This is a genomic window from Donghicola tyrosinivorans, assembly GCF_003003355.1.
Taxonomy (GTDB): Bacteria; Pseudomonadota; Alphaproteobacteria; order Rhodobacterales; family Rhodobacteraceae; genus Donghicola; species Donghicola tyrosinivorans.
The window spans coordinates 211,873-223,586 of record NZ_PVTQ01000007.1 but is presented as its reverse complement, the minus strand read 5'-3'; the positions used below and the strand labels follow the sequence as shown (position 1 = coordinate 223,586).

Sequence of the window (11,714 nt, the reverse complement as noted above, 5' to 3'; positions counted from 1 at the left end):
CACGCGTCATCGGCGACTGGATCAGTTTTTACAATAACCGTCGTCCTCATCAGGCCCTTGCCATGCGCACGCCTGCCGAGGCATTCAGACTAACGGCCTAACTGAGCAGAAAACGCTGGGTCATTACAGGCAGGCCTTGGGGATCATCGGACCGAACGGTGCTGGCAAATCGACGCTGTTCAATCTAATCGGCGGGGCGCTGACGCCCTCGTCCGGTACGATCACCTTCAAGGGGCACGACATCACCGCAACCCGTGCGGCGCACCGCTGTCACGCTGGGATCGCGCGATCATTCCAGATCCCGCACCCTTTCGTTGGGATGACCGTTTATGAGAACCTGCTGACGGCGGCATCCTTTGGCAATGCGGGATTTAAGGACAGCAAAGCGGCCTGTCGGGATATTCTGGCGCGCACGGGTCTGTTGCCGAAAGCGAACCGGCTGGCCTCGTCCCTGACGCTGCTGGAACGCAAGCGACTTGAATTGGCGCGGGCGCTGGCCACGGGGCCAGAACTGCTGTTGCTGGATGAAATCGCCGGTGGCCTGACCGAGGCCGAATGCCACCAGTTGGTTGCCACCATCAAGGACATTCACGCCAGTGGTGTCACTTTGATCTGGATTGAGCATATCATTCACGCCCTGCTGGCGGTGGTGGACAGGATCATGGTGATCGATTTCGGCAAAATCGTCGCCTCTGGCCCACCGAAACAGGTGATGGCCGATCCGCTGGTTCAGGAAATCTACATGGGAATTTCTGTCGATGACGTTGCTTGAGACACAAAACCTCACGGCGCACTACGGGGACTTTCAGGCCTTGTTCGGTGTCGATTTCACGATGGACGAGGGCGAGACCGTTGCCGTCATCGGGGCCAACGGGGCGGGCAAGTCCACCTTTTTGCGCACCCTGACGGGTCTGCACCCGTCCAAAGGCCAGACGATCACCTTTGACGGCCAGCCCATTGCAGGTCTGGCGGGGGACGCGATCCATAAGGCAGGTCTGGCGATGGTTCCCGAAGGACGGCGTCTGTTCCGCTCGCTGACGGTGGAAGAGAACCTGATGATCGGCGCCGCGGGCAAGCTGTCCGGCCCGTGGACGTTGGAGGCCGTCTATACGCTGTTCCCTGATCTTGTCGCAAAGCGGCACAATCCGGGTACGGCCCTGTCTGGGGGGCAACAGCAGATGGTGGCGATCGGGCGGGCGTTGATGTCCAACCCCAAGCTGCTGCTCTGCGACGAAATCAGCCTCGGGCTGGCGCCCAAGATCATCAAGGACATCTACCCGGCCGTGCCGCACATCCGTGCCCGTGGAACCTCGATCATTGTGGTGGAACAGGATGTCGGTCAGGCCATGGCCGTGGCCGACCGGATTTACTGTTTTATGGAAGGCCGCGTGACCCTGACCGGAACACCGCACAGCCTGACGCGCGAACAGATCGCGCATGCTTATTTCGGAATGGGGGTGTAGCTTGATGATTTGGGTGAATGCTTTGGTGCAAGGCGTGCTGCTGGGCGGCCTCTATGCACTGTTCGCGGCGGGTCTAAGCCTGATGTTCGGTGTGATGCGTTTTATCAATATCGCCCACGGAGATTTCATCGTGGTCGGGGCGTATGCAATCCTGTTCTTCATCGTGGGATTGGGCCTGCCGCCCGCGTTGGGGGTTTTTCTGGTGATTGTCCTGATGGCTGCTGGCGGCTATCTGAACCAGAACCTGCTGCTGAACCGCGTCTTGGGAAAAGACATTCTGCCTCCGGTGCTGGTCACCTTTGGCATGTCGATCATTATCCAGAACGCGCTGCTGGAGGGTTTTTCTGCCGACAGCCAGAAGCTGGCTACCGGCTGGTTCGAGACCTCCTCGATCCCGCTGGGGCAAGAACTGGCCATCGGCTTGTTGCCTCTGCTGATGTTCCTGACGGCGGTCGGTGTCATCGCGGCGCTGCAGTGGGTGTTCTACCACACGGCAATGGGGCGGATGCTGCGGGCAACCTCTGATGACCCAGAGATACTGCCCCTGATGGGCGGCAATCGTGCGCATACTTTCGCGGTCGCCACTGCGCTGGCCTCGGTCGTGGTGGGGGTCGCTGGGATTTGGTTGGCCATGAAGACCAACTTTGATCCCGCTGCCGGACCTGCACGTCTGCTGTTCGCCTTCGAGGCCGTCATTATCGGCGGGCTGGGGAACCTTTGGGGCACGCTGCTGGAGGGCGTCATACTTGGGGTGGCCCAATCCATCGGGGCCCAAATTGATGCGGGCTATCAGATCCTTGCGGGGCATCTGGCCTTTCTTCTGATCCTTATCATCCGGCCCACCGGATTGATGCCGAAAGTGGTGAAGTGACATGGCAACACGTGATCTGGACATCGTGACATCCGCGCCCTTGGTTATCCGCTTTCTGCCTACCGCTTGTCTGGCTGTCGCCGTGCTGGTGCTGGCCGCTGCCCCTTGGTGGGCAGGCCGCGCCGACCTGCGTCTTTTGATGGAGGTTTTTGCTTATCTGGCCCTTGCCCAGATGTGGAACCTTCTGGCGGGCTACACGGGGTTGGTCTCGGTCGGGCAGCAGGCTTTTGTGGGCCTCGGGGGCTATCTCTTCTTTGCGCTGACGGTCTTTGCGGGCATTCCTGTGCTTCCTGCCATGGGTCTTGCAGCATTGCTGACGGGGCTAATTGCCGTGCCGACGGCAGGGATCGCCTTTCGCCTGAACGGAGCCTATTTCGCAATAGGCACATGGGTCATCGCCGAGGTGTTTCGCCTGTTGGCGGCTCAGATCGCGGCGCTGGGCGGTGGCTCGGGTATCTCATTGCCCGCTCAGGTCGTTCGGGCAATGGGCCGCCGTCAGGTGATGGAAATGACAATGTATTACACGTCCTTCGCCATCGGGATATCGTCAGTGCTGTTTGTCTGGCTGTTGCTGCGGTCGCGCTGGGGTCTGGCCTTGGCAGCGATCCGCGATAGCGAACTGGCGGTCGAGACCCTTGGCGTCAACACCCAGCGGGTCAAGGTTCTGATCTACATCGTGACTGCGGCCTTCACCGCTTTGGCGGGCAGCTTTTTCTTTCTGCAAAAGCTGCGGATCACGCCGGATGCGGCCTTTAGCCTGAACGACTGGACAGCGTTTGTGATCTTTATCGTCGTTATCGGCGGGATCGGTACGATTGAGGGGCCAATCCTTGGAGTGATCGTCTTTTTCGCCCTGCGGGAAATCGCTTCTGATTGGGGTGCGTGGTATCTGATGCTGATGGGGGCAAGTGCGATAGCGGTCATGCTGATCGACAAGCGCGGGCTTTATGGCTGGCTGAAAGACCGGCTTGGCCTGGTGATCCTGCCAACCTCACGGCATCTGGATTGAAACGGCACGCTCCCGTTCCGGTCACGGTCGGGCGCGGCGCTTTGTTGGCCTAAGGGCTAAGGGTGCGATGAACATCAAGCTGCGTCAGAATTTACGCGCCCGGGCTTATGGGAGGGCGTCGGAACTCGGGTATAGGCATATTTTTGTTGAGCCATCCTGTTATTTGGGACAACGCTTTGGGCAAAGTACCGTTTTCTCCGCCCATCTTCGGCGCAGTTGCAGGAGCCGCTAATGCCTGGTCCCCGTGTCATCCCCGTTCACAGCGATCCCGATCTGCCGACCCGCGTTGACGTGGTGGTGATCGGCGGCGGGATCATTGGTTGCTCGACCGCGCTTGAACTTGCCGAGGCGGGCCTGAAGGTGGCTTTGTGTGAGAAGGGCGAGATCGCCCATGAACAAAGTTCGCGCAATTGGGGCTGGGTGCGGATTTCGCGCCGTGATCCCCGTGAAATTCCCCTGATGGCCGAGGCCCTGCGTATCTGGCCGGACCTCAATGAACGCACTGGCCGCGAAGTCGGCTATCGCAAAGCCGGTATCATGTTCGCCTGTCACAGCGATAAAGACCTGAGCAACAATGAAAAATGGGCCGAACACGCGCGCCCTTTCCAGATTGAAAGCAAAGTCCTGACAGGCCGTGCCTTTGCCGATGTGATGCCCGGTTGTGATGAGGGTGTGAAGGGCGGGCTGTTTACATCCGCCGATGGCCGCGCCGAACCCCAATGGGCCGCGCCAGCTATTGCTGAGGCCGCGCGGGATCGCGGCGCGTCCATCCTGACCCGATGCGCTGTGCGTACGGTCGAGACCTCGGCGGGTAAGGTGTCTGGCGTGGTGACGGAAAAGGGTGCGATTGCATGTGATGCGGTGGTTCTGGCGGGCGGGGCGTGGTCGCGTCTGTTCAGCGGGAATGCAGGCATCGCTCTGCCGCAACTTAAGGTCCTGAACACCGTCATGCGGACCGATCCCTTGGACGGTGGCCCCGAGGCCGCCTACTGGAGCGATGACTTTGCGTTCCGCAAGCGCGCGGATGGGGGCTATACGGTCGCCAATGGCTCGATCAACGTGGTTGATATTGTGCCGGATAGCTTCCGGCTTGCGATGGCCTTTCTGCCTGCCCTGATGCACGACTGGCGCGATCTGCGCTTTCGCCTTGGCGGGCGCTTCATGACCGAAGCCAGCACACGCCGCCGCTGGACCGGCGCGGATGTAACCCCCTTCGAAGAGACCCGCGTTCTGGACCCGCAGCCGTCAGAGCGGGTGATGAAAAAGACCCTTGCGGCTGCGGCCAAAGCCTTTCCGATCTTTGCCAAAGCCAAAATTGCGCAAAGCTGGGCTGGGATGATCGATGTGACGCCCGATGCGGTTCCGGTGATCTCGGCCGTGGACGCATTGCCCGGATTTCACATCGCAACAGGCTTTTCCGGTCATGGCTTCGGGATCGGACCGGCGGCGGGCAGATTGATGGCGCAGATCGTCTTGGGCAAGACACCTTGCGTTGACCCGCACCCTTACCGCTTTGGGCGCTTTACCGATGGCTCACAAGTTGCGCCTGATGACGGGTTCTAGGGGCTGATTAACGGGTCTGCGACAGTATGCGCCCGACAGTGGTCAGTTTGCCCTCTAGCCCTGATAGCCGCGCCATATGCCAAGCAAGGCACTGGTTCGAACTTAGCACCGGCACCCCAAGTTTCGCCTCTAGCGCGTCGATCACGCCTAGGGTGCGCAGGTTGGTGCAGGATAGGAATATCCCGTCCACCTCCGCCCGCTGTGTCAGTTCTGTTGCTGCCTCGATGATCGACTGGCCCGAGATGCGGGCGACGCGTGCCTCGACCTCTTCACCGAAGGAAAGAGTTGCAGGAACCTCGATACCTGTGGCCTCGAACGCAGCGCGGATCGGTGCGGCGACCGAGGTGATATAGGGCGAGACGATCCCGACCCGTTTCAGCCCCAGATGATGGATCGCGGAAAGGGCGGCGGTCAAAGGTGTGGTGACCGCGGCGGCTGTCGCATTGGCCTTGATCAATTCGGTAACACGGTCCGCGCCGATCAGGGCCGTGCCAGAGGTGCAGGCATAGGCGATGGCGTCAAACCGCGCCTCTTTCGGTAAAAGTGCTGCGGCAGCGGGCAGATCATTGGCCATTTGGGCGATGGTCTCGGGTGTCAGTTCGGCCCCTGACGGGATGCGCGTGATATGCAGTCGCGCGGTATGTTGGGGGATCAGGCGGCGAAAGTCATCCTCAAGCGTTTCATCCACCGACAGAACGATCAGGCCAAAGGTCGGCGTCTGTGCGGTGTCCAGCGTATAGGGGAAATAGGGGTTCATAGGATCACCATTTCTTGCGGTGCGCGGGTGGATAGCAGCTCTGGGCCGTCTTCGCGCAGGACGATGTTCTCTTCGTGCACAAGGATGCGGCCCTGTCCCAGATCGACGCCGGGCTCCAACGTCAGGACCATACCTGCCCGCAGCAGCGTGGTGTCCAGCGGCGTGAACGAGGGCCATTCGGTCAAGGCAATCCCCAGTCCATGTCCCAAGCGTCCGCCACCGGTCGTTGCGCCGCTCGCGCGTAGCGCGTCGTCCAGCATCCGATGAACATCGCAGGCCACATGCCCTGGGCGTAAGGTCTGCAGCACCGATTGGGTCGCTTGCCACAACGCCTCTTGCGCGCGGCGCACGGCATCGGTCGGTGTGCCAATCGCAAAATTCCGGTCAAAGTCGCAGAAATAGCCGTCTTTCACCGCGCCGGTGTCCAGCATCAGGATGTCGCCTGCCTGTAAGGGCTGCGCCGCGGCAGGAGAGATCACATCCGTGTAGCCCCCTTGTCCTGCACCGCCAGCCACATAGCTGACCCAATCGGCGCCCTCTTGCAGCAAAGCGATCTGGAAGTTCCGAAAGACCTGATCCAGCGGCGCGCCTTCGCGGGCGAATTCCGGCACGCGGGCGTAGGCGCGGTCAGCGATCCCGCAGGTCTCGCGGATTTTGGCGATCTCGGCCTCAGATTTGATTTCCCGCACGCTCTGGATCAGATGCGTGCCGTCGATGATCCGCCGCTGTCCCAGATGGCGTTTGACCGCGTCATAGTGGCCAAGAGGCGCGTGCAGGTGGGTCTCGGCCCCCATCGGAGTCGCAATCGTTCCGTTTTCCGGCACCAGATCACACAAAGTCCCAGCTAATAGCGAGACCCCGTCATCGCGGGGGTCAGGGGCGGGCCAGCTGCGGATATGCGTGATCCATGTGCGGGACATCAGATCTACGCCGATCGCCGGAATAACTGCCACCGGATCGCCTGTTGCTGGCACAATGACGAACCACGGGCGGGCCGGACTTTCCCAAAAACGGGTGAGAAAGCCGGTGATGTAAAAGATATCCTCGGGCATGGTCAGCAGCAGCGCCTCAGCCTCTGTGGCGGCCATCGCGGCTTGGACGCGTGCCACGCGGCCGCGATATTCCTTTGCCGGGAAGATCAATGAGGTCTCAGGCATCTTCTGGGCCTTCGCTGAGGAACGTCAGAACGCGGGCGTCTTTTGGCAGATCAAGGCCCGTCAACATTGCCGCCAGCGCCGCGCCCCCCGAAGGCGTTGTGGCCAGATCATGGGCGGCCAAACGTGCGATCCCCGCCTGTGCGTCCTCTTCCGAGATGGTGATAAACTGGTCTGCGTCCCGCGACAGGCCGTTCAAAGCGATCATCGACGGAGTTTTGCAGTCCAGCCGCCCCATGCAGGACACAGGCCCCGTAGTGTCGGTCAGACAGCCCGAACGGATGCTCTCGATCAGGGCGGGCGCGTAGGCGGGCTCTACCACGATGATGCGGGGCGCATCGCCCCAGACTAAACGTGAATGGGCGGCCACGGCAGCGGCCAAGCCGCCGACACCGGCCTGTAGCAAAATGTGTGAAGGAGGTGTGTCGATTTGTTCGGCGGCCTCGGCGGCCATTTGCAGATACCCCTCCATCACGCGCAGGGGCGGTTCGGTATATCCGGGCCAAGAGCTGTCCGAGAGCAAGAGCCAATCGTTGTCATCGGCGGCCTTGAGGGCGGCGGCCATGCTGGCCTCATAGTCGTCGCCTTCGCGGACAACAGTCGCGCCCTTCGCCTCAAGCCGTCCGACAAAGGCATCGGGAACCGTGTGCGACAGGTAAATGACCGCCGTCGCCCCGAAGACCTGCGCACCAGCGGCGACAGAAAGGCCGTGGTTGCCTGCGCTGGCGGTCACGTAGGTCTTTCCCTTCAAGGCGTTTTGCCAATCATCCCCTTGCACAGCCGCCGCCGCATCGCGGGCAATAGCATGTGCGGCCCCCAACGCCTTAAAGCTGCCAAGACCCATCCGTCCCCGTTCATCCTTGACCCAAAGCTGTGCAACCCCTGCCTCTTTGGCCAGAGCATCGGCGCTGCGCAGAGGGGTAGGGGCATAGGCAGGACACATGCTCAGCAGTTGCTTAACGGCTGAGGCATCGGCGATAGGCATCAATGCTTCGGGCGCAAGGCCCGTACCGCGAAAGGGATTTTCCAGACTGTCCGACATACCATACTCCTCCTTGCTGTGTGCCTTCAGCCTATGCGGAAGCGCATCATGGTTTCTCGGATTTCTTCCACCCGTTTTGGCCGAAAATCCGTGAAATGGGCCAAACAGATGCGGATTTTCGGCTGAAGGTGCATGTCGATGCTGGTCAAGGGCGGATTTTCGGCGCATCGTCACTATATGGATGCATTCGACGCAAAGATTCTGGAGGCGGTCCAGCAGAACGCTCGCCTCACCGCCGAGGCGCTTTCGGAAACCGTGGGTCTTTCTGCTGATGCTTGCCGCAAGCGGTTGGCAAAGCTGCGCGCCTCTGGCGTGATCGAGGCGGAGATCGCCATTGTGCGTCCCGAAAAGGTCGGGCGCGGTTTGATGCTGATCGTCGAGGTATCGCTCCAGAACGAACGTAAGGTCGATCTGGACCGGTTCAAACAGCGCATGTCCGAGGCCCCAGAGGTAATGCAGTGCTACTACGTCACCGGCAATTCGGATTTCGTGCTGATCCTGTCGGTCCGCGATATGGCCGATTATGACGCCTTTAGTCGCCGGTATTTCTTTGAGGAAGATAACGTTGTCCGATTCCGGACCAGCGCGGTGATGGATCGCGTCAAGGTTGGCTTTTCCGTGCCTGTCACGCTTGTCTGATCACGTCTTTATATCGTGTCGCTTGTCTTGTTTCATTCGCGCGGTGGTTTGCCAGTCTCAAGACGTTAGCTGATCTGTTGAAAACACGCCCTTTGTCTCGCGCCGAGCGTGGCGTATGGATGGCCGTTGTGATGTTAGCGCACAAAACGAGGCGATGTGTGGCGAACATTATTAAAAACTTACATATCCGGAGCTTTGCAAAACTCGCAGGTTGAAGGCTGCTTTAAATGGCGCGTCTTCGAAGAAATGTTATAATTTCTGACTTTTTGCGGGCTGAATTAGCAGTTTTGGAAACAGTGAATTTTCAAATAGATACTGATATTACTTCGGTAAATTGATCGGAAATTTAGGTCAAATTAATTATTGAATCTTTCGAGTTGCGGCTGTCGGCTTAAATCAACCTATCCACATAGAAAGAGGTTGATCGGCGGAAACTACAACCTTAGGATGATGTTGTATTTTAAAGCACACCCGTAACTTTCAGGGTGACCGATTTCGAGGTTCACATGGTCAATTTCTGGACCTTGCAACCGCCGTGTCTCGGGGGGCAGCACGCGCGTGACAGTCATCCGGCTCTGATCGATCAGCATGGCACTGTAATATCTTATGGAAAGCTTGCCGAACTAGCGGACGCGTGGGGCGCGCGGATGCAGGCGGCTTTGGGCGGACGGTCCGGCCTTGCGATGGTCGAGATCGAAGTCTCGGTTGATGCGATTGCGGCCTATCTGGGTGCTTTGCGCGCCGATATTCCCGTCGTTGTGGTCGAGGTCGGCAAGGCAGCGCCCACCTCACGCTTGGTACAGACCTACCAGCCCGAATTGGTGATGCGCCGCGACGATCCGGACGCTGAATACACGATGACCGTGAGCGCGCCGACCGAGGCGTTTCCGGCGGCGCATCCGGACCTGAAGGCGTTGCTCTCCACATCGGGCAGTACTGGCGACCCCAAGCTGGTGCGTCTTTCTGCGGAGAATATCGCGACCAACGCCGAAGCCATCGTTCAGATACTGGATATCACGCCGCAGGATCGGGCGATGATCGCGCTGCCCTTGCACTTTGTGTACGGGCTTTCGGTGCTGACCTCCTATCTGGCGGCGGGCGGTACCTTGGTGCTGAACGGGATGTCGGTTGTGGATGCTGACTTTTGGCAGATGTTCCGCACACACGACTGCACCAGCGTGGCACTGGTGCCGCATCAGTTCTATCTCTTGGAACATTCTGGCTTTCTGGACAAAGTCCCCCAGCAATGCCCCACCTTGCGCTATGTCACCCAATCCGGTGCGCGGCTTGAGCCCGCGACGGCCAAACGCTTTACCGATGCGTCGCGGAGGCAGGGCTGGGAGCTGTACATGATGTACGGCCAGACCGAGGCCGCAGGCCGTGTGGCCTTTGTCCCGCCTGAGGCACTGCCCGAGGCGGCGGACACCATCGGTCAGGCGATCCCGGGCGGCCGCCTTTGGATTTCCGGCCCGTTTGGACAGGAAGTCATGACTGCGAACACCCGCGGTGAGATGGTCTTTGAAGGGCCGAACGTCATGATGGGCTACGCGACCCAACGGGCGGAACTGGCCCTTGGATGCGAGGTGACTGATTTGCGCACCGGCGATATCGCCGAGCGTACGCCAGACGGGCTGTTCCGTATTGTCGGGCGGATCAAGCGCTTTGTGAAGCTGTTCGGCAAGCGCCTGAGCCTTGACCAGATCGAGGCGATGCTTGGCCATCACGCCATTCCCGCCGAGGCGGTCGAGGTGAACGACCGCCTTGTGATCCTGCATCACGACCCAGCGCAGGGCGCGGCGGCGCAGACCCTGATCGCGGATGAATACGATTTGCCGTTGAGTGTCATTCATACGCATCCACTGGACAAACTGCCCCTGCTGCCGTCGGGCAAGCCGGACCGAAAGGCCCTGACCAAATTGGCTGAGGCGGCCCTGGAAGAAGAAGCCGACGCCACCCCGACCGGTGCCGATCTGGCCACGGTTCTGGGACAGGCCACACGCCAGACCTCTGTTGGCCCCAACGACAGCTTTGTTTCGCTTGGCGGGGATTCCCTGAGCTACCTGCAAGTGCAATTGGCGCTGGAAGAGCGGTTGGGCATCGTCCCCGACGGGTGGGAGCATATGAAGCTGTCCCAACTTGAGGCGCTAGAGCCGCAAGAAGGGGGGCGCCAAGGCTGGCGCGCACTGACGATTGACGTGCCTTTGCGCCTTTTGGCGATCTGCTTTGTGATCATCCAGCACACATCGTCATTTGATGTGTCTGGCGGCACGTGGGTTCTGATCCTGCTCATGGGTTATTCGGCGGGCCGGTTCCGCAAACAGGCCATTCTGGACGGGCAACCGTTGAAGGTGGGCTGGCCGATGCTCTATCCCTTTCTGCCGCTCTATCTGGCGTTGGTGCTGGTCTATGCGGTGCTACGGGGCACGCCCATGCCCGAAGATATCATGCTGGTCAGCAACTATATGTTGCAGGACCACTCGAACCTGCTGACGGCCTACTGGTTTGTCAGTTTCTACGTGCAGGTGGTTTTGGTGCTGGTGCTGATCGCGGTGGTTCCCGCCGCTAGAGGGGCCTTGGCGCGGTATCCGCTGGGGATGCCCATCGGGCTTTCAGTGCTGATGCTAGGACTGTTTTCGCTGGGGATCGGGGCAGGGGCCTATCAAGGCTCGATCGGTCAATGGCCGGTCCCGCGTCTGGGTATTCGTGGTCTTTATGAAAACCTGCCGCTGTTCTTTGCGGGCTGGCTGCTAAGTGATCCGTCCAAGCGCGGTATTCTGCCTGGGCTTGCGCTGACAGCGGTGACGGCGCTGCTGTTCGTGGCGCTGGACACCAAACCGATGGTGATTGTGTTGATGTGCAGCGCAGCGGTGATGGTGGCCATGCGGGTGCAAATCCCGATGCCTGCCCGTCTGTCGCGGGGACTACAGCAATTGGCAGGGCTGACCATGTTCGTCTATCTGCTGCATATCATCGTGATTTTCGTGGTCAGCGATTACGGTCTAATCCCTCTGCCTGATGTGCCACGGGTTATCGTCTCGATCATCCTGTCATTCGCTGTAGCTGCCGCCGCCAAGCGCTTTTTCGAGAGGTTCGAGCCGCGTCTGCGCGCGCGCTTGCAGCGGTCATCCGGCAGGTTGCGGCAGGAAAGCGAAGGCACGGCGTAAGGTACTAATATCTGGGAAACGCAAAACAGGGCCTCTCTGCCCTGTTGTTGTT

11 protein-coding genes are annotated in these 11,714 nt (G+C 60.0%); 8 read left to right on the top strand and 3 right to left on the bottom strand.

Annotation, left to right across the window (positions count from 1 at the left end):
* The first annotated feature begins 8 nt into the window (after positions 1-8).
* The 6 genes from CLV74_RS23460 to CLV74_RS12225 all read left to right on the top strand — a co-directional run bounded on the left by CLV74_RS23460 (position 9) and on the right by CLV74_RS12225 (position 4,906).
* Positions 9-101, top strand: coding sequence for an integrase core domain-containing protein (locus tag CLV74_RS23460; RefSeq protein WP_342753508.1), 93 nt, complete (start codon positions 9-11; stop codon positions 99-101).
* 35 nt (positions 102-136) lie between these two features.
* Positions 137-772, top strand: coding sequence for an ABC transporter ATP-binding protein (locus CLV74_RS12245; RefSeq protein WP_245888535.1), 636 nt, complete (start codon positions 137-139; stop codon positions 770-772).
* On the top strand, positions 759-1,463 hold the full coding sequence (locus CLV74_RS12240; protein ID WP_106265107.1) for an ABC transporter ATP-binding protein: 705 nt from the start codon (positions 759-761) through the stop codon (positions 1,461-1,463). The genes CLV74_RS12245 and CLV74_RS12240 overlap by 14 nt, the downstream gene beginning before the upstream one ends.
* A gap of 4 nt (positions 1,464-1,467) precedes the next feature.
* Positions 1,468-2,334, top strand: a complete 867-nt coding sequence (locus CLV74_RS12235) for a branched-chain amino acid ABC transporter permease (protein ID WP_106265146.1) — start codon at positions 1,468-1,470, stop codon at positions 2,332-2,334.
* A gap of 1 nt (position 2,335) precedes the next feature.
* The gene (locus CLV74_RS12230) at positions 2,336-3,343 is read left to right on the top strand and encodes a branched-chain amino acid ABC transporter permease (RefSeq protein WP_106265105.1); all 1,008 of its coding nucleotides are present in this window, start codon (positions 2,336-2,338) and stop codon (positions 3,341-3,343) included.
* A gap of 231 nt (positions 3,344-3,574) precedes the next feature.
* Positions 3,575-4,906, top strand: coding sequence for an NAD(P)/FAD-dependent oxidoreductase (locus CLV74_RS12225; protein WP_106265103.1), 1,332 nt, complete (start codon positions 3,575-3,577; stop codon positions 4,904-4,906).
* Between the two features lie 7 nt (positions 4,907-4,913).
* Here CLV74_RS12225 and CLV74_RS12220 read toward each other — a convergent pair whose 3' ends face one another.
* From CLV74_RS12220 to CLV74_RS12210, 3 genes are read right to left on the bottom strand one after another with little or no spacing between them, the layout of a single operon-like run.
* Complete coding sequence (locus CLV74_RS12220; protein ID WP_106265101.1) at positions 4,914-5,663, bottom strand: maleate cis-trans isomerase family protein; 750 nt, start codon at positions 5,661-5,663, stop codon at positions 4,914-4,916.
* Positions 5,660-6,820 (bottom strand): M24 family metallopeptidase, encoded by a 1,161-nt coding sequence (locus CLV74_RS12215; RefSeq protein ID WP_106265099.1) that lies wholly within the window; start codon positions 6,818-6,820, stop codon positions 5,660-5,662. Before CLV74_RS12215 ends, CLV74_RS12220 begins: the two co-directional genes overlap by 4 nt.
* Complete coding sequence (locus tag CLV74_RS12210; RefSeq protein WP_106265097.1) at positions 6,813-7,859, bottom strand: pyridoxal-phosphate dependent enzyme; 1,047 nt, start codon at positions 7,857-7,859, stop codon at positions 6,813-6,815. Before CLV74_RS12210 ends, CLV74_RS12215 begins: the two co-directional genes overlap by 8 nt.
* 177 nt (positions 7,860-8,036) lie before the next feature.
* Here CLV74_RS12210 and CLV74_RS12205 point away from each other — a divergent pair, with 177 nt between their 5' ends.
* Together CLV74_RS12205 and CLV74_RS12200 are read left to right on the top strand one after the other, a co-directional pair.
* Complete coding sequence (locus tag CLV74_RS12205; RefSeq protein ID WP_106265144.1) at positions 8,037-8,498, top strand: Lrp/AsnC family transcriptional regulator; 462 nt, start codon at positions 8,037-8,039, stop codon at positions 8,496-8,498.
* A 506-nt stretch (positions 8,499-9,004) separates the two neighbouring features.
* Complete coding sequence (locus CLV74_RS12200) at positions 9,005-11,662, top strand: AMP-binding protein (protein WP_146134944.1); 2,658 nt, start codon at positions 9,005-9,007, stop codon at positions 11,660-11,662.
* The last annotated feature ends 52 nt before the right edge of the window (positions 11,663-11,714 follow it).

Bases quoted from the DNA above. Each gene is read 5' to 3' on its own strand.
- CLV74_RS12240 (WP_106265107.1), top strand. From the start codon at position 759: ATGACGTTGCTTGAGACACAAAACCTCACGGCGCACTACGGGGACTTT.
- CLV74_RS12235 (WP_106265146.1), top strand. From the start codon at position 1,468: ATGATTTGGGTGAATGCTTTGGTGCAAGGCGTGCTGCTGGGCGGCCTC.
- CLV74_RS12230 (WP_106265105.1), top strand. From the start codon at position 2,336: ATGGCAACACGTGATCTGGACATCGTGACATCCGCGCCCTTGGTTATC.
- CLV74_RS12225 (WP_106265103.1), top strand. From the start codon at position 3,575: ATGCCTGGTCCCCGTGTCATCCCCGTTCACAGCGATCCCGATCTGCCG.
- CLV74_RS12220 (WP_106265101.1), bottom strand. From the start codon at position 5,663: ATGAACCCCTATTTCCCCTATACGCTGGACACCGCACAGACGCCGACC.
- CLV74_RS12215 (WP_106265099.1), bottom strand. From the start codon at position 6,820: ATGCCTGAGACCTCATTGATCTTCCCGGCAAAGGAATATCGCGGCCGC.
- CLV74_RS12210 (WP_106265097.1), bottom strand. From the start codon at position 7,859: ATGTCGGACAGTCTGGAAAATCCCTTTCGCGGTACGGGCCTTGCGCCC.
- CLV74_RS12205 (WP_106265144.1), top strand. From the start codon at position 8,037: ATGGATGCATTCGACGCAAAGATTCTGGAGGCGGTCCAGCAGAACGCT.
- CLV74_RS12200 (WP_146134944.1), top strand. From the start codon at position 9,005: ATGGTCAATTTCTGGACCTTGCAACCGCCGTGTCTCGGGGGGCAGCAC.